This is a genomic window from Pseudomonas sp. YY-1 (assembly GCF_002843095.1).
Classification (GTDB): Bacteria; Pseudomonadota; Gammaproteobacteria; order Pseudomonadales; family Pseudomonadaceae; genus Aquipseudomonas; species Aquipseudomonas sediminis_A.
In genome coordinates this window covers 202426-218598 of sequence record NZ_PJLX01000001.1, presented here as the reverse complement: position 1 = coordinate 218598, position 16173 = coordinate 202426, and the positions used below count along the sequence as shown (strand labels likewise).

15 protein-coding genes and 3 pseudogenes are annotated in these 16173 nt (G+C 63.6%); 10 read left to right on the top strand and 8 right to left on the bottom strand.

Translation table 11 applies throughout. The features are described from left to right. Positions 1-433: 433 nt before the first annotated feature. Complete coding sequence (locus CXP40_RS01065; protein ID WP_106732248.1) at positions 434-1213, bottom strand: spermidine synthase; 780 nt, start codon at positions 1211-1213, stop codon at positions 434-436. Between the two features lie 134 nt (positions 1214-1347). Here CXP40_RS01065 and CXP40_RS01060 point away from each other — a divergent pair, with 134 nt between their 5' ends. The 8 genes from CXP40_RS01060 (at position 1348) to CXP40_RS01025 (ending at position 9703) form a co-directional block, all read left to right on the top strand. After that, positions 1348-2676, top strand: coding sequence for an NAD(P)/FAD-dependent oxidoreductase (locus CXP40_RS01060; protein WP_106732247.1), 1329 nt, complete (start codon positions 1348-1350; stop codon positions 2674-2676). Beyond that, positions 2673-3611: a bile acid:sodium symporter family protein gene (locus CXP40_RS01055; protein ID WP_106732246.1), complete on the top strand. Its 939-nt coding sequence runs from the start codon at positions 2673-2675 to the stop codon at positions 3609-3611. The genes CXP40_RS01060 and CXP40_RS01055 overlap by 4 nt, the downstream gene beginning before the upstream one ends. Beyond that, entirely contained in the window at positions 3611-4393 is a 783-nt protein-coding gene (locus CXP40_RS01050) for an SDR family NAD(P)-dependent oxidoreductase (protein ID WP_106732245.1), read from the top strand. Before CXP40_RS01055 ends, CXP40_RS01050 begins: the two co-directional genes overlap by 1 nt. Next, positions 4393-5133 (top strand): sulfite exporter TauE/SafE family protein, encoded by a 741-nt coding sequence (locus tag CXP40_RS01045; protein ID WP_106732244.1) that lies wholly within the window; start codon positions 4393-4395, stop codon positions 5131-5133. The genes CXP40_RS01050 and CXP40_RS01045 overlap by 1 nt, the downstream gene beginning before the upstream one ends. Then, on the top strand, positions 5130-6923 hold the full coding sequence (locus tag CXP40_RS01040; protein ID WP_106732243.1) for an amidohydrolase family protein: 1794 nt from the start codon (positions 5130-5132) through the stop codon (positions 6921-6923). The genes CXP40_RS01045 and CXP40_RS01040 overlap by 4 nt, the downstream gene beginning before the upstream one ends. A 74-nt stretch (positions 6924-6997) precedes the next feature. Further along, positions 6998-8344: a class II 3-deoxy-7-phosphoheptulonate synthase gene (locus CXP40_RS01035; protein ID WP_106732242.1), complete on the top strand. Its 1347-nt coding sequence runs from the start codon at positions 6998-7000 to the stop codon at positions 8342-8344. 162 nt (positions 8345-8506) lie between these two features. Beyond that, positions 8507-9262 (top strand): M48 family metalloprotease, encoded by a 756-nt coding sequence (locus CXP40_RS01030; protein ID WP_106732241.1) that lies wholly within the window; start codon positions 8507-8509, stop codon positions 9260-9262. Between the two features lie 51 nt (positions 9263-9313). Next, positions 9314-9703, top strand: a complete 390-nt coding sequence (locus CXP40_RS01025; RefSeq protein ID WP_106732240.1) for a lysozyme inhibitor LprI family protein — start codon at positions 9314-9316, stop codon at positions 9701-9703. On the opposite strand, the pseudogene CXP40_RS01020 reads toward CXP40_RS01025, so the two are convergent. From CXP40_RS01020 to CXP40_RS01000, 5 genes and pseudogenes are all read right to left on the bottom strand, one after another. Continuing rightward, positions 9700-10892: pseudogene (locus CXP40_RS01020) on the bottom strand (winged helix-turn-helix domain-containing protein). The gene CXP40_RS01025 and the pseudogene CXP40_RS01020 sit on opposite strands and share 4 nt — an antisense overlap. 14 nt (positions 10893-10906) lie before the next feature. Then, positions 10907-11128 (bottom strand): annotated as a pseudogene (locus CXP40_RS01015) (DUF3291 domain-containing protein); the annotation flags it as partial. A gap of 143 nt (positions 11129-11271) precedes the next feature. Continuing rightward, positions 11272-11496: pseudogene (locus tag CXP40_RS01010) on the bottom strand (DUF3291 domain-containing protein); the annotation flags it as partial. A gap of 16 nt (positions 11497-11512) precedes the next feature. Continuing rightward, positions 11513-12457: a DMT family transporter gene (locus tag CXP40_RS01005; RefSeq protein ID WP_106732239.1), complete on the bottom strand. Its 945-nt coding sequence runs from the start codon at positions 12455-12457 to the stop codon at positions 11513-11515. A gap of 24 nt (positions 12458-12481) precedes the next feature. Beyond that, the gene (locus CXP40_RS01000; protein WP_106732238.1) at positions 12482-12706 is read right to left on the bottom strand and encodes a DUF1127 domain-containing protein; all 225 of its coding nucleotides are present in this window, start codon (positions 12704-12706) and stop codon (positions 12482-12484) included. Positions 12707-12803: 97 nt separating this feature from the next. On the opposite strand from CXP40_RS01000, the gene CXP40_RS00995 reads away from it, so the two are divergent. Continuing rightward, on the top strand, positions 12804-13658 hold the full coding sequence (locus CXP40_RS00995) for a LysR family transcriptional regulator (protein ID WP_106732237.1): 855 nt from the start codon (positions 12804-12806) through the stop codon (positions 13656-13658). Here the strand turns inward: CXP40_RS00995 and CXP40_RS00990 are convergent. Then, positions 13653-14420 carry a sulfite exporter TauE/SafE family protein gene (locus CXP40_RS00990; protein WP_106732236.1) on the bottom strand — a complete coding sequence of 256 codons (768 nt, stop codon included), beginning with the start codon at positions 14418-14420 and terminating at the stop codon, positions 13653-13655. The two genes, CXP40_RS00995 and CXP40_RS00990, sit on opposite strands and share 6 nt — an antisense overlap. Positions 14421-14520: 100 nt before the next feature. On the opposite strand from CXP40_RS00990, the gene CXP40_RS00985 reads away from it, so the two are divergent. Beyond that, on the top strand, positions 14521-15483 hold the full coding sequence (locus CXP40_RS00985; RefSeq protein ID WP_106732235.1) for a LysR family transcriptional regulator: 963 nt from the start codon (positions 14521-14523) through the stop codon (positions 15481-15483). 94 nt (positions 15484-15577) lie between these two features. On the opposite strand, the gene efp is transcribed toward CXP40_RS00985, so the two are convergent. After that, on the bottom strand, positions 15578-16150 hold the full coding sequence (gene efp, locus CXP40_RS00980; protein ID WP_003460252.1) for an elongation factor P: 573 nt from the start codon (positions 16148-16150) through the stop codon (positions 15578-15580). Positions 16151-16173: the final 23 nt, after the last annotated feature.

Here is a 16173-nt window from a genome sequence, read left to right as displayed (position 1 = left end):
AGACCTTTTGGGTCACCCTGGCAGCCTGGTCGGCGGGGATTTGCGAAAACGTGATGAAAGTGAATCGTCAAGGATAGTCCGCTGGGGACTGGCTGCCGGGTGTTAATTTCCCGGGCGAGTTGCACTACCTGAACGTGGCCAGAAAATTGGCCGGCGCGCATCATACCGGAAAATTCCTGACCAAGGTGCTGTTTTTTATCCTTACATGTCCCCCGCAGGGGCTTTTCTAGAGCTTTGCGCAGTTTTTACGCCGGGCGGCGGGTAGCCGGGCGCAAGGCCGCGATCAGCCTTGTAGGGTGGGCTTTAGCCCACGCTGACCGTCGGTGGTGGGCTGAAGCCCACCCTACGGGCCTTTGCCCCCCAACACTTAACTCAGACATAGCCTTTAAATATCCGGAAGGCTGTTCGCCGCTGGTTTACGCCGGGCGGCGCATCAGGTCGCCGGGCGCAAGGCCGCGATTAGCGGCTGCAGCGAATAACCCAGACGGGGCGCCAGCTCGCCGGCACGCATCTGCAGGCGTCCCAGGTCCAGCCTCTGCTCGAGGTCGGCGGGGATCAGCAGCACCACGTTGCCCTCCTTCACCGGGCACTCCCAATAGTGTCGGTGATAGAGGCCACGCAGCAATGCCGCGCCAAGCGGCTTGCCGTCGTTGCCTGCCCATTGGTTGATGATCAGCCAGCCGCCCGGGTTGAGTTTTTCGCGGCAGCGCTCGAGAAAGCGCCAGGCCAGATGCCCGACACCAGGCCCCTGGTCGGTGTACAGATCGAGAAAGATCAGGTCAGCGGTTTCCGCGCTGTCGAGCAGCTCGGTGGCATCACCGATGCGAATGGTCAGCCGTGGATCGTCGTCGAGCCCGAGAAACTCCATGGCCAGGCGCGGCACGTCCGGTCGTAGCTCGATGGCCTCGACGTCCTCCAGCGGCAGGAATTTCAGGCAAGCCTGGGTCAGGTTGCCGGCACCCAGCCCCAGGAACAGCGCGGTTTCCGGCTCATCGTGGCACAGCGCGCCCAGCAGCATGGCGCGGGTGTAATCGTACTCCAGCCAGCTCGGATCGCCCTGGAACACGCAGCTCTGCTCGATGGCATCGCCGAACTCGAGAAAGCGGTAGGCGCCGATCTGCACCACACGGATAACCCCGAAGGCATCGCGCACTTCGGCCAGCAGAACCTCGTCCTGCAGCTGCAACTCGTCGTCCGGCGGCAACCCTGGCATCGAAACCTCCCCACAGTGACATCCCGTACCACAACAACCGGGCTAAAGGCGCCGATTGTCATTGAAGCAGCCGCCCCCGGTCACGCAATAATTCCAACACTTGCGCTGCACTCATAACAATAACGAGGTTCGCCATGTACGCCATCATAGGTGCCGGCCCCATGGGCCTGTGCACGGCACGGCAATTGAAGAAGTACGGCATCGATTTCGTCGGCTTCGAGCTGCACAGCGACGTTGGCGGCCTGTGGGATATCGATAACCCGCACAGCAGCATGTACCAATCGGCGCACCTGATCTCCTCCAAGGGCACCACCGAATTTCGTGAATTCCCCATGCGCGCCGAGGTGGCGCCCTACCCGCACCACAGCGAAATGCGCCGCTACTTTCGCGACTACGCCAGGCAGTTTCGTCTCTACGAGCATTACCAGTTCGACACCCGTGTGCTGCAGGTGCAGCGCCAGCAGCATGGCTGGAAGCTGATCAGCGAGCGCAACGGCGAGCAGCGCGAATGGCACTTCAAGGGCGTACTGATCGCCAATGGCACCCTGCATACGCCCAACCTGCCGCGCCTGCCCGGTGATTTCTCCGGTGAGTTACTGCACTCCAATGCCTACAAGAGCGCGGATATATTCGCTGGCAAACGGGTACTGGTGGTCGGCTGCGGCAACTCAGCCTGCGATATCGCCGTCGATGCCGTACACCGCGCCGCCTCGGTCGACCTCTCGGTACGCCGTGGCTATCACTTCCTGCCCAAATTCATCCTCGGCAAGCCCACCGACACCTTCGGCAGCGCGATCAAGCTACCGCGCCGCCTCAAACAGCTGGTCGACGGCCTGCTGGTGCGTGCCCTGGTCGGCAAACCCTCGCAGTACGGCCTGCCCGACCCGGACTACCGCCTGTACGAATCCCACCCGGTGATGAACTCGCTGGTGCTGCACCATATCGGCCACGGCGATATCCACCCTCGGGGCGACATCCAGTCGGTGAGCGGGCAAGGCGTGACCTTCGCCAATGGCGAACAGGCCGAGTACGACCTGATCCTCATGGCCACCGGCTACAAGCTCGACTACCCCTTCATCGACCGCAACGAGTTGAACTGGCCACAAGAGGCCGGTGCACCGCAGCTGTACCTCAATGTCTTCCACCCCGAGCACGACGACCTGTTCATGCTCGGCATGGTCGAAGCTTCCGGCCTGGGCTGGCAGGGGCGTGACGAGCAGGCGGAGTTGGTCGCGCTGTATATCCGTCAACTGCAGGCTGGCAGCGTCGCCGCTCAGGCCCTGCGCCAGACCATTCGTGCTCGAGCCAGCCAGCGCCTGGATGGCGGCTATCGCTACCTGCAGCTGGAGCGCATGGCCTATTACGTGCACAAGGACAGCTATCGTAGACGCATAGCCGAACACAGCGCGGCCCTGCGCCGTGAGCTGGCCAACGATGGCGCACTCGCCGCGCAGGGAGCATGAGCATGGAACAGGTGAATATCGCCTTCGACCCCAGCAGCCTGGTGCTGATCAATCTGATCGTCGCGTTGATGATGTTCGGCGTTTCCCTGGATCTGCGTGCCGAAGACTTCCGGCGCATCGCCCGCGCCCCCAAAGCCCCGGTGATTGGCATGCTGGCGCAATTTCTGCTGCTGCCGGCGCTGACCTGCCTGGCCTGCTGGGCCCTGGCCATCGAGCCACAACTGGCGCTGGGCATGACCCTGATCGCCGCCTGCCCAGGCGGCAGCTTCTCCAACATCATGACCTGGATGGCGCGCGGCAACGTCGCGCTGTCGGTGAGCATGACCGCCGTTTCCAGCGTTGTCGCCAGCGTGCTGACACCACTCAACTTCGCCCTTTATGCCTGGCTCAATCCGCATACGCGGCCGTTGCTGACGCAGATCGAACTGGACCCGCTGAGCTTGCTGCTGCTCGTACTGCTGGTACTCGGCCTACCTCTGCTGGCAGGCATGTGGATCGGCCGGCGCTTCCCGCAACTGACGCTGAAAGTGGAAAAGCCCCTGCGCCCGTTCGCCTTGCTGGTAATGCTCGGTTTCGTCGCGCTAGCGTTCAGCCGCAACCTTGAGCAGTTCACTCGGCATTTCCATCTGTTCTTCTGGCTTGTGGTGGCGCACAACGCCCTGGCGCTGAGCATTGGCTACCTCAGCGCACGCCTGAGCGGGCTACCGGTGGCAGACCGCCGCGCACTGACGCTGGAAGTGGGCATCCAGAACTCGGCGCTGGGCCTGGTAATCATCTTCACCTTCTTCCCGCAGGCTAGCGGCATGTTGCTGATCGCTGCGTTCTGGGGTTGCTGGCATCTGGTGTCCGGCCTGAGCCTGGCCTGGCTCTGGTCACGCAGACCGCCTAAAACCAGCGCAGTGCTGACGCCTTTGTCCAGCGCGGGAGAGCGATGATGCGCGTGGTCCTGATCACTGGCGCCGCCAGCGGCCTCGGCTGGCAACTGGCGCGAGCGTGTTACGCACGTGGCGATGCCCTGCTGCTCACCGATATCGACGCCAGCGGTCTCGCGACTCGCGCCGATGAACTGGGCAGCGAGCGCGTGCAGGCCCTTGCTGGCGACATCACCGACCCCGAGTTGCATGCACGCCTGCTCGACGGCTGCCGGCAGCGCTTCGGCCGGCTGGACGTGCTGATCAACAACGCCGGCATCACCCACCGCTCGCCCACGCTGCGCACCGATCCCGCGGTATTTCGCAAGGTCATGGCGGTGGATTATCACGCACCGCTGGAACTGACCCTGGCCGCCCTGCCGCTGCTGCGTGAAAGCCGCGGCCAGGTGATCGCCATCGGCTCCATGGCCGGCTGGATGCCGGTACTCGGCCGCGCCGGTTACTGCGCCGCAAAAAGCGCCCTGGGCCAGGCCTTCGAGGTGCTGCGCGCAGAGATAGCCCGTGACGGCATCGGCCTGCTGATGGTCTATCCGAGCTTTCTCGATACGCCCATCGACCGCAACGCCCTGGGCGGCGACGGCAAACCGGCCGGCCATGCCCGCTCGACCATCGGCAGAATTTGCGGCGCCGACTGGATGGCAAGCCTGATTCTCGATGCACTGCAGCAGCGCCGCGAACGCCTGTTCCCTGATCGTGGCAGCTGGCTGGCGAGCCTGCTCTGGCGTCTGGCGCCGGCGCTGTACCACCGCAAGATGAGCCAGCGTTTCGCCGGGGAGCTCAACTGATGGCCATGGCGCCCTACGCCCTCGGCGGCTTCATTCTGCTGGCCTACACCCTGGAGGCCATCACCGGCTTTGGCAGCGTGGTCATCGCGCTGTCGCTAGGTGCATTGCTGCTGCCCATCGATCAATTGCTGCCGATCCTGGTGCCGTTGAACATCTGCATGACCGGCTACCTGGTGCATCGCCACTGGCAGCAGATCGACCGCCGCCTGCTGCTTGGTACCCTGTTGCCCGGCATGCTCATCGGCACGTTACTCGGCTATTGGCTGCTGCCTTATCTGGACACCCAGGCGCTGAAGGTCGGCTTCGGTGCGCTGATCATCTGGTTCGCCGGCCGCGAACTGTGGCGCCTGCGCCGGGCGAGCGCACTACCGCAACGCCCGGCCTGGCTGACTCGCGTCATTACCATCGCCGCCGGCCTCAGTCATGGCCTGTTCGCCTCGGGCGGCCCGCTGCTGGTCTACGGCCTGGCCGGCACCCAACTGGACAAGACGCGGCTGCGCGCCACCTTGGTCACTGTCTGGTTCACCCTCAACAGCCTGCTTACCCTCGCCTTTATGCTCGACGGCCGCCTGCTGCCGGCGCTGCCTCAGGTGCTCACCTACGCCCCGCTTCTGCTGCTCGGTGTATGGCTGGGCGAACGCCTGCACCGGCGCTTCGACGAGCGTCATTTCCGCCTCGCCATCTACATCCTGCTGTTGGTCACCGGCATCCTGCTGCTGGCGCCCTGGAGACTGCCATGAGCTACGACATCATCATCAACAACAGCCTGTACTTCGACGGCACGGGCGCGCCGGGGGCGATCCGCCATATCGGCATCCGTGACGGCAAGGTCGAGGTGCTCAGCCTCAGCCCACTGGATGAGGCCGGTTGCCCCGAGGTGATCGACGCCAAAGGCCAGTGGCTTACCCCCGGATTCCTGGAGATCCACTCGCACTACGATGCCGAGGTAATCGCCGCACCCGCACTGAAGGAGTCGGTGCGTCATGGCGTCACCAGTGTGACCATCGGCTCCTGCTCCATCAGCATGGTGCTGGCTGACGCCGAGGACTGCTCCGACCTGTTCACCCGCGTCGAAGCGGTGCCGCGCGAGTACGTGCTGCCGATCCTCAAGGAAAAGAAAACCTGGCGCGATGCCGCTGGTTATCGCGCCTTCTACGATCAGTTACCGCTAGGGCCGAACGTCAATTCCTTCCTCGGCCATTCCGAACTGCGCGTGGCGGTGATGGGACTGGAGCGCGCCACCAGCCGGGTGACGCCGAGCGACGCCGAACTCGCGCGCATGGAGCAACTGCTCGAAGAGGCGCTGGACGCTGGCTGTATCGGCCTGTCGGTGATGACCACGCGACTGGACAAGATGGACGGCGACCGCGCCTGGTCCAGCCCGCTGCCGTCGACCTTCGCCAGCTGGAAGGAATTCTCTCGCCTGTTCGCTGTGCTGCGGCGGCGCGGTGCGGTGCTACAGGGCGCGCCGAACGCGGTGACCAAGGTCAACGTGTTCGCCTTCCTCTGGCAGGCCCATGGCTGGTTCAGGAAACCGCTGAAATGCACCATGCTCACGGCGCTGGATCTCAAGTCGCAGCCGCTGCTGCACCGCTTCACCCGCCTTTCCGGCTGGTTGGCGAACAAGGTGCTGCGCGGCCATTTCCGCTGGCAGACCCTACCGGCGCCCTTCACCCTGCGCCTGGAAGGGCTCAACGTGAATGCCTTCGAGGAATTCGGTGCCGGCGAGATCCTGCGCAACATCAAGGACCCGGATGAGCTCTACGCCAAGGTCAAGGAGCCGGCGTTCCGCGCCCTGTTCAAGAAGCAGGTAAAGGCCGTACTGACCAAGGGCCTGTGGCACCGCGACTTCTCCGATTGCTGGGTGACCGAATGCCCGGATGCCAGCCTGGTCGGCAAGAACTTCAAGCAACTGGGCCAGACTCGCGGCCTGGATGCGGTGGACGCCTACTTCGAACTGGCCTGCCAGTACCGCGAGGCGCTGAAGTGGACGACCTGCTACGGCAACCAACGCGAGGCGATCATGCGCAAGCTGCTGGCCAGCCCCTGGACACACCCCGGCTTCGCCGACTCCGGCGCGCACCTGCGTTCCATCGCCCAGTACAACTTCCCGCTGCGTTTTCTCAAGTACGTGCGGGACGCCGAATTGGCCGGCGAGCCATTCATGGAACTGGGCAAGGCGGTGCGCCGCTGCAGCGGTGAGCTGGCCGACTTCATCGGCGTCGATGCCGGCTACCTGCGCGTCGGTGATCGTGCCGACCTGGTGCTGATCGATCCCGCCGGGCTCAACGATACGCTGGATGAACTGCACGAAGCGCCGATGGAAGTGCTCGGCCTGGTGCGGGTGGTCAAACGCAACGATGCAGCGGTCGCGCTAACGCTGATCAACGGCCGCATTGCCTACCGACGCGGCCAGGAATACCCGGATGACCTGGGCAAGGCGCAGCGCTACGGACGCTTCCTGCCAGCGCGTGATTTGTCGCCGCGCACGCTACCCAAGCGGGCATTCGAGCCTGCCCCGGCGTCATGAGCCAATACACGTAGGGGCCGCGGGGCTTATCGGTTACCATGCGCCTCCGCCTGATCAACCGCTAGAGACGCAGCATGTCCAACGCCTGGAGCCCCGAAAGCTGGAGGGCCAAGCCCATCCAGCAGCAACCTGAATACCCTGATGCCGCGCACCTGACTCGCGTCGAGCAAACCCTGGCCGGCTACCCGCCGCTGGTATTCGCTGGCGAGGCGCGCGAGCTGCGCCGCCAGTTCGCCGAGGTCACCCAGGGCCGCGCATTCCTGCTGCAGGGCGGCGACTGCGCCGAGAGCTTCGCCGAATTTTCCGCCGCGAAGATCCGCGACACCTTCAAGGTGCTGCTGCAGATGGCCATCGTCATGACTTTCGCCGCGGGCTGTCCGGTGGTCAAGGTCGGGCGCATGGCCGGCCAGTTCGCCAAGCCGCGCTCGTCTGGCAGCGAAACCATCGAGGGCGTCACCCTGCCCGCTTACCGTGGCGACATCGTCAACGGCATCGGTTTCGACGTCGCCAGTCGCGTACCCGATCCGGAACGCCTGATGCAGGCCTACCATCAGGCCACCGCCAGCCTCAACCTGCTGCGCGCCTTCGCCCAGGGCGGCTTCGCCGATCTGCACCAGGTGCACCAGTGGAACCTCGACTTCATCGCCAACTCGGCGCTGGCCGAGAAATACCACCAGCTCGCCGGTCGCATCGACGAAACCCTGGCCTTCATGCGCGCTGTGGGCATGGACAGCGCGCCGCAACTGCGCGAAACCAGCTTCTTCACCGCCCACGAAGCGTTGCTGCTGAACTACGAAGAAGCCTTCGTCCGTCGCGACAGCCTCACCGGCCGCTGGTACGACTGCTCTGCGCACATGCTGTGGATCGGCGACCGCACCCGCCAGCTGAACGGTGCACACATCGAATTCATGCGCGGCATCGAGAACCCCATCGGGGTCAAGGTCGGCCCGAGCATGGACCCGGACGAGCTGATCCGCCTGATCGACGCCCTCAACCCGGACAACGATCCGGGTCGCCTCAACCTGATCGTGCGCATGGGCGCGGACAAGGTCGAAGCCCACTTCCCGCGTCTCCTGCGCAAGGTCAAGGAAGAGGGTCGCCAGGTGCTGTGGAGCTCCGATCCCATGCACGGCAACACCATCAAGGCCAGCAGCGGCTACAAGACCCGCGATTTCGCGCAGATTCTCAGCGAAGTCCGGCAGTTCTTCGCTGTGCACCAGGCCGAAGGCACCTACGCCGGCGGCATCCATATCGAGATGACCGGGCAGAACGTCACCGAGTGCATCGGCGGTTCACGCCCGATCACCGAGGACGGCCTGTCCGACCGCTACCACACCCACTGCGACCCGCGCATGAATGCCGACCAGTCCCTGGAACTGGCCTTCATGATCGCCGAAACGCTGAAGCAGGTACGCCGCTGACCCTCAGCGCCCTGGCCACTGGCCAGGGCGCGAACCGGCTCGCACTTCTTCTATGCGCTATCCGGCATAATGCCGCCCCAACGCGAGCACCGTGCAGGTGCCAGAGATGCTACCCAGCCGGAAAGGACTCGCGGCCAACCCCCCTCAACAAGGACGATGACCATGCAACTGCGCACCACCCTCTCCGCTTTCGCCCTGTCCAGCGCTGCATTGCTGACTGGCTGCCAGAACATGTCCCCCGACGCCATGCTGCAATCGGGCCTGATGGCCGTACAGGCCGCGACTCTCAGCGACGCCGAAGTACGCAGCATGTCCGACCAGGCGTGCGCCGAAATGGATGCCGAAGCCACTATCGCTGGCCCGAACAGCCCATACAGCAAGCGTCTGGACAAGATCGCCAACAACCTCGGTCATCAGATCAACGGCACGCCGATCACCTACAAGGTGTACCAGGCCGACGAGGTCAACGCCTGGGCCATGGCCAACGGTTGCGTACGTGTCTACAGCGGCCTGATGGACCTGATGACCGACAACGAAGTGGAAGGCGTGCTCGGCCACGAGATTGGCCACGTCGCCCTTGGCCACAGCAAAAAAGCCATGCAGACCGCCTACGCCACCACCGCCGCACGCAATGCTGCAGCCGCTTCGGGCAATGCCTCCGTCGCCGCCCTGTCCGCCTCGCAGCTCGGCGCCCTGGGTGAGCAATTGGTCAACGCGCAGTTCTCGCAAAGCCAGGAAAACGCCGCCGACAACTTCTCCTTCGACCTGCTGACCCAGCGCAACATCCCGCGCGACGGCCTGGTCACCGCGTTCGAGAAGCTGGCCAAGCTGGGCGGCGGCGAAAGCAGCATGTTCTCCTCGCACCCGGGCTCCAGCGACCGCGCCGCCAACATGCGCACCCGCCTGGCGGCCAAGTAAGCATCAGGTTCAGGGGCTGCAGTGCAGCCCCTGTCTCATTGGGAGATTGCCATGTCGATACTGCGTAACGGCTTGCTGCCGCTCACTCTGCTGCTGCCGCTCGGCGCCTGGGGTGATTACGACAAGCAGTACCAGGCCTGCCTGGACGCCAGCGGGATGATCAACAACGCCAGCGTCGCCGGCTGCGCCGAAGGCGTATCGGAAACGGTGAAAAAGGAGATGAACCGCGTCTACCAGCAGCTGTTCCTCAAGCTGCAGGAAAGCCAGCCAGTGGACGCCGAACAGCTGGAAACGGCGCAGAAGGCCTGGTTGATCTACCGCAACGGCCAGTGCGACCTGCAGGGCAAGCACGTCGGCTCGCCGATGTACTACACCTGCCCGATGGAGTTGAATATCCAGCGCGTCGAGGAACTGAAGTTCCTGCTGGAAAACGGCGGCTAATCGAGCAAACCTCGCAGATTGACGCTCGGCGCCAGCCACACCTCTTCCAGGCCCAGCCAATGCGCCAGCGCGCGCAGCGAATCGGCCAGCGCCAGACGCGCCTCCTCACTCAGCACTGCCTCCTCCAGATGCACAGCATGCACTGCCAGGCGCCCGGAAGCGCGCTCGCTGCGCAGATCCACCCGCGCCAGCAGGCGTTCGTGGTGCAGAAACGGCAGCACGTAGTAGCCATACACTCGCTTGGCTTGCGGAGTGTAGATCTCCAGCCGATAGCGGAAGCCGAACAGCCGCTCGGTGCGCTCGCGTTCCCAGATCAGAGAATCGAACGGCGACAGCAACGCACTATGGCGAATACGCCGGGGAATGCGCGGGTCGCCCCGGCAATAGGCCGCCTGCCGCCACCCCAGCACCGTGACGGGCAACAGCTCGCCCGCCTCCACCAGTTCAGCGATACGCCGCTTGCTGTCACTGACGTCCGACCGGTAGTAGTCGCGCAAATCGCGCTCGGTCGCCACGCCCAGTGCATCGGCCGAACGCAACAACAGGCGGCGCTGCGCTTCGGCCTCATCCAGGTCCGGGTGGTTCAACACCTCCACGGGGATGACCCGCTCCGGCAGATCGTACAGCCGCTCGAAGCCACGCCGCCCAGCCACAGTGACCTCGCCTGCGGCGAACAGCCACTCCAGCGCCGCCTTTTCCGCGCTCCAGTCCCACCAAGGGCCGGCCTTCTCGGTACGCGAGGACAGACTGCCGGCGCCCAGCGCACCGCGCTCGCGCACAGCCTGCAGCACGCTATCTATGACATCGCGCCGCTCGACACCAAACTTCGCCAACTCGCGATAGATGCCCTGCCCATCCGCGGCTCGGCGCATTCGCCAGCGCAGCAGCGGAAATAGCTCCAGCGGCAACAAGGAGGCTTCATGCCCCAGTACTCGAACAAACGCCGGCGCCGCGCGCGGCCCCAGGCCAGTTCATCGAGGTGCTCGGCCTGGTAATGACCCAGGCGGGAAAAAGCCGGTAAGTAGTGCGAGCGCACCAGGGCATTGACCGAATCGATCTGCAACACGCCCAAACGCTCGACCTGCGCCTGCAGGTGCTTGTGGCCAACGGCGCCGCGTGGCGTACGGCCGAAACCCTGGGCAGCCAGGACCAGACGGCGCGCTTCAGCGAGAGAAAGAGAAAAAGTCATGGCGACTCAGCCTATCAGGCTGGCGTCGCGAACGCATGGCGGAAGGTAAAGGCCTGCGCCGTCGCGCCATGCTCGCGCAGATGAGCCAGGCGTTCGGCAGCCTCGGTCACGCTTGGCCGATGCCCCGCCGGCACCCACCACAGCACCTGATGCGCCTGCTCGACGCGCTCGAACCATTCGCGACGGCGGTTGAGCATCTCGGTATGCGCGGATTTGTAGACGTAATCGCTGAGCGACGCAGGGCACCTCTAAAAACGTAGGCGAGGCAGCCAGCGCAAGGCAAAAACAGGTGACAAAGCACAGTTTACGCAGTGTAAATGAGCATTTTGGGCCTGTTTTTAACGCTGCGATGGCAAAGCAGGTAGTTTTTAGAGGTGCCCTTTACATCCTGCCAAACCGACATGTTCACCAACACCTCGTCACCGAACGGACGAATCGCCGTGGCATCGCCCGCCTCGTCCTGCAAACGCCAGACATAGCCGGGCGAACCCTCTGCCAGCGCATTGATACGCTCCAGATTGGCGACGAAGTCAGCCATATCCGGAGATTCCAGCGGCGCCTTCGTCCAGGCGATGTTCAGTTGAGCCAAGTGATAAGCGGGCAATTTCAGCCTCCTTGCGTCAGGGTTGTTGCGGCAGGCCACGCCAACCGGCCAGGCGACGGCGCAACCAGGCCTCGCTACTGACCAGGGTGATGCCCGACAGCACCAGCGCCGCGCCGATGATGAAGTTCAGAGTCAGCGGTTCGTCCAGCACCAGCACGCCGAAGGTGACGCCAAACAGCGGGGTCATGAAGGAGAACACTGCCATGTTCGAAGCCAGGTAGCGGCGCAGCAGCCAGAACCAGGTCAGGTAGGTGAAGAACGACACCACCACGCCCTGCAGCAGAATGCTGGCGATGGCCACAGGCGTCCAACGCAGGTGGGACAGGTCCACCACCATCAGTGCATAGGCCAGCAGCAGCACGAACGCCACCGCCAACTGATAGAACAGGGTCAACCCGGCCGGCGCTTCGGACAGGCGCGAACCCCGCACGACGACCGTGGTCGCGCCCCAGGCCATGCCGGCGCACAGCCCCAACGCATCGCCCAGTAACATACCGGCATCGACCTCGGCCCAATTGCCACCGACACCAAATGCCATCACCACCCCGCCGAAACACAAGGTGATACCTAGCCACTGCAGGCGGCGCAAGCGCTCGCTGGGCAACAGAAAGTGCAGCCCAAGCGCCGAGAAGATCGGCGCGGTATAAAGAAATACTGCCATATGCGAAGCCGTGGTGTAGCGCAGGCCAAGGGCGATGAAGAAGAACTCCAGTGCGAACAACACGCCCGCCAGCAGTCCAGCCAGCCACGTCGAGCTGACCCATTCGCGCCATCCGCGCTGCCACAGCAAAAGCAAGCCGACCAGCACGGCGGCGATGCCAGAGCGCAAGGCCACCTGCAGCATGGGCGCGATATCGTCCGCGGCCAGCTTGATCGCCACCTGCTGACTGCCCCAGATGGCGCATAACAACATCATCAGCTGGAACAGGAAAAAATCGGAGCCCTTGCGCACCGCGGTCATTCAACAACTCCTGTCATGTACTACTCACTTTTTCAGCGGGTCATCCCAGAACGGCCGTTCGGCCTCCTGCAACACATCGGCTCGGGACAGTCCCAGGTCCTTCAATGCAGCATCATTCAGTTGCGCCAGTTGTGCCCGCTCGCGAGCCAGTTGATGCCAGCGCCGCAGCATACGCCATACACCGCCCAGCGACGGCAACCGTTCGAAGTGGATGGCCTGAGCCAACGCATAACCTTTCTGACCTTTCATCTTTTCGCCCTCCCTGTGGGGTTGGCGTCAGTGTCGGGTCCAGCTTAAGATCAATCCAACGAATGTTTCTTATGGCATCCATCTCGAGGATTGATGAATGGCCTTCCACCCCAGTATTGATACCGAATTGCTGCGCAGCTTCGTTGCCATCGCCGACACCGGCGGTTTCACCCGCGCCGCAGAAACGGTCAATCGCACCCAGTCAGCCGTGAGCATGCAGATGAAGCGGCTGGAGGAAGACGTGGTGCAACGCCCGTTATTCGAACGCGATGGCCGCCAGGTGCGGCTGACGCCTGAGGGCCAGGTGCTGCTGGGTTATGCGCGACGCATCCTCAAGCTGCATGGCGAGGTACTCAACACCCTGCGCGAACCGCATATGGTCGGTGCCGTGCGCATCGGTACGCCGGACGACTACGTGATGCGCTTTCTGCCGGAGATTCTCTCGCGCTTCGCCCAGGCCTATCCGCTGGTGCAAGTAGAGGTGCATTGCGAGCCGTCGGGACAACTGCTGCTGCGCCAGGATCTGGACCTCACCATCGTCACCCGCCAACCCGGCAAGGAGATCGGCCAACTGCTGCGCCAGGAGCGCTTCGCCTGGGCCGTGGCCCAGGGATTCTGCCCGCACGAGCAGAATCCCATGCCGCTGGCCATGTTCAATGCCGACTGCTTCTGTCGCGAATGGGCCTGCAACGCGCTGGACACGATGGGTCGCCCCTACCGCATCGCCTACACCAGCCCCAGCCTGTCGGCGATCTTTGCCGTGGTACGCGCCGGCCTGGCCGTTACCGCGCAGCTGCAAAGCCTGATCACCTCCGACCTGCGCATGCTCGGCGAAGCCGAAGGCCTGCCGCTGCTGCCACTGACCAGCATCGTGCTGCTACGCAACGAAAGTAGCCAGTCACCCGTGACCGAGTGCCTGGCCGATCACATCGTCGAAGGTTTTCGCTTATAGGCTGCCGCTCGACTCCAGTGCCAACATCAGCGCACAGAGCAGCAGGAAGCCGCAGAACAGGGTGCGCAGCAGGCGCTCCGGCAGCGAATGCGCCAGGCGCACGCCCCAACTGATGCTGAGCAGGCCGCCAACCGCCAGCGGCACGCCCATCCACCAGTTGACCTGACCGTGCACAGCGTAGGTAAACAGCGTCACCCCGGTGCTGGGCAGCGCCAGCGACAGCGAAAGACCCTGTGCCACCACCTGCGTGGTGCCGAACACACTGGTCAGTACCGGCGTTGCCACCACGGCGCCGCCCACGCCAAACAGCCCACCCATTGCGCCGGACACCCCGCCCAGCACACCAAACCAACCCCAGTGATGACGCAGCTCGCCGCCGACCGGCGCCTGAGCCATCAGCATGCGCAGCAGGTTGTAGGCCGCCAAAGCCAGTAGAAAACCGACGAAGGCCCAGCGCATGGTGCGCGAATCCACCTCAACCGCATACAGGGAGGCCAGCCAGGCGCAAAAGAAGCTGGTAACCCCGAGTAGCAGGGCATAGCGCAGATCTATGCGATTGCGTTGATGGTAACGCCAGATCGCCATCATCACGTTCGGCACTACCATGACCAGTGCAGTCCCCTGAGCAAGCTGCTGATCCAGCCCAAAGACAATGCCCAGCACCGGAATGGCGATCAACCCACCGCCGATGCCGAACAAACCGCCCAATGTTCCCAGGCCCAGCCCCAGCAACAGATTCAGCAACAGGTCGAACAGATTCATGACACCTCCAGATAGAGGACGCATGTTAGCCAGTCACGGCTAGCGCGGAAACGCACAGCAACGCAAAATGGCTTTGCTTAATACGCACAAGCAGACTGCCATGAACCCCGATACCCTGACCGACCAACTGGAACTCTTTCTCGACGTGCTGGAGACCGGTAGCTTCTCCGCAGCCGCCAGACGTCACCCGCTCACACCCTCGGCGGTGGCACGGCGCATCGACGCCCTGGAGCGCGCCATGGGTAGCAGTCTGTTCAGTCGCACGACCCATGCAGTGCGCGTCACCCCGGCGGGTCTGGCGTTCGCTGAGCGCGCTAGGCGCATCCTCGCCGAGTTGCACCTGGCGCGCGCCGAAGCAGTCTCCTTGAGCAGCGCACCCGAAGGCATGATCCGTATCGATGCCCCTTCGCCTTTCGGCAGGCGTCACCTGGCCCCGGCGATTGCCGAGTTTCTGCGCGCCAACCCTGGCCTGGACGTACAGCTGCGGCTGATAGACAGCTTCATCGACCTGCAGGGCGAACACCTTGGCGAGGTGGATATCGTCGTGCGCATCGGCCCGCTACCGGACAGCCGACTGGTCGCCACGCCCCTGGCATCGATGACCCGCATCGTCTGCGCCAGCCCGGACTACCTGCGTCGACGCGGCATCCCACGCAGCCCGCTGGAGCTGGAGCAACACGACGGCCTCGACTGGGACAGCCTCGCCCCACCCTATGCGTGGCGCTTCGAAGTCGACGGCAAATTGCAGCTGTGCAAACCCAAGCGTTTGCGTCAGACCAGCAACAATGCCGAGACCTTGCTGTTCAGCGCCCTCGCTGGCCTTGGCGTGGCACACCTGCCCACCTGGATGAGCAGCGATCACCTGCAGCGCGGCGAGCTGATCCCGCTGTTCTGCGAACAAGGTTTGCCGCCCGTCGAGCCGGTGAGCATCTACGCCCTGCGCCTGGAGCGCGAAGCCAGCCCACGGACACGGCTGCTGCTGAGTTTCCTGAAGCAGCGCTTCGGCTTTCCGCCACCCTGGGACCAGGCGCTACAGGCCAGCCTGGCCATGCCGCAGCAGTAAGGCTTGTGTGGGAGCGGCTTCAGCCGCGATAGCGCCCTGAAAATCGGGCACAAAAAACCCGGCACCTAGGCCGGGTTTCTCGTGCAGCTTACGCTCAGGCCGGAGCCTGGGTGCGGCCCTTGTAGGAGCCGTCACGGGTATCGATCTCGATCCAGTCGTCGATGTCGACGAACTCGGCAACCTTGATCTCGGTACCGTTGCGCAGCTTGGCAGGCTTCATCACCTTACCGGAGGTGTCGCCACGAGCAGCGTTCTCGGTGTAGACAACCTGACGCACGATGGTGGTCGGCAGGTCAACGGAGATCACTTTGCCTTCGAAGAACACGGCTTCGCAGACGTCGCTCATGCCTTCTTCGATGAACGGCAGAACGCTTTCCAGATCTTCGGAGCGCAGCTCGTAAGAGTTGTATTCCGGGTCCATGAACACGTAGTCCTCACCGCTGATGTAGGACAGGTTCACTTCCTTGCGCTCGAGAATCACCGGCTCCATCTTGTCGTCGGCTTTGTAGACGGTCTCGGTCTTGGAACCGTTGAGCAGGTTCTTCAGCTTCATCTTGACGATGGCGCTGTTACGACCGGACTTGGTGAACTCGGCCTTCTGGATCAGCCACGGCTGGCCATCGATCAGGGCCACGCTGTTGACTCTCATTTCTTGTGCAGTTTTCATGCGGATATCCGAAATATGCGGGA

Excerpts from the sequence above, each read along its gene's own strand:
- CXP40_RS01065 (WP_106732248.1), bottom strand. The coding sequence starts at position 1,213 with ATGCCAGGGTTGCCGCCGGACGACGAGTTGCAGCTGCAGGACGAGGTT.
- CXP40_RS01060 (WP_106732247.1), top strand. The coding sequence starts at position 1,348 with ATGTACGCCATCATAGGTGCCGGCCCCATGGGCCTGTGCACGGCACGG.
- CXP40_RS01055 (WP_106732246.1), top strand. The coding sequence starts at position 2,673 with ATGAGCATGGAACAGGTGAATATCGCCTTCGACCCCAGCAGCCTGGTG.
- CXP40_RS01050 (WP_106732245.1), top strand. The coding sequence starts at position 3,611 with ATGCGCGTGGTCCTGATCACTGGCGCCGCCAGCGGCCTCGGCTGGCAA.
- CXP40_RS01045 (WP_106732244.1), top strand. The coding sequence starts at position 4,393 with ATGGCCATGGCGCCCTACGCCCTCGGCGGCTTCATTCTGCTGGCCTAC.
- CXP40_RS01040 (WP_106732243.1), top strand. The coding sequence starts at position 5,130 with ATGAGCTACGACATCATCATCAACAACAGCCTGTACTTCGACGGCACG.
- CXP40_RS01035 (WP_106732242.1), top strand. The coding sequence starts at position 6,998 with ATGTCCAACGCCTGGAGCCCCGAAAGCTGGAGGGCCAAGCCCATCCAG.
- CXP40_RS01030 (WP_106732241.1), top strand. The coding sequence starts at position 8,507 with ATGCAACTGCGCACCACCCTCTCCGCTTTCGCCCTGTCCAGCGCTGCA.
- CXP40_RS01025 (WP_106732240.1), top strand. The coding sequence starts at position 9,314 with ATGTCGATACTGCGTAACGGCTTGCTGCCGCTCACTCTGCTGCTGCCG.
- CXP40_RS01005 (WP_106732239.1), bottom strand. The coding sequence starts at position 12,457 with ATGACCGCGGTGCGCAAGGGCTCCGATTTTTTCCTGTTCCAGCTGATG.
- CXP40_RS01000 (WP_106732238.1), bottom strand. The coding sequence starts at position 12,706 with ATGAAAGGTCAGAAAGGTTATGCGTTGGCTCAGGCCATCCACTTCGAA.
- CXP40_RS00995 (WP_106732237.1), top strand. The coding sequence starts at position 12,804 with ATGGCCTTCCACCCCAGTATTGATACCGAATTGCTGCGCAGCTTCGTT.
- CXP40_RS00990 (WP_106732236.1), bottom strand. The coding sequence starts at position 14,420 with ATGAATCTGTTCGACCTGTTGCTGAATCTGTTGCTGGGGCTGGGCCTG.
- CXP40_RS00985 (WP_106732235.1), top strand. The coding sequence starts at position 14,521 with ATGAACCCCGATACCCTGACCGACCAACTGGAACTCTTTCTCGACGTG.
- efp (WP_003460252.1), bottom strand. The coding sequence starts at position 16,150 with ATGAAAACTGCACAAGAAATGAGAGTCAACAGCGTGGCCCTGATCGAT.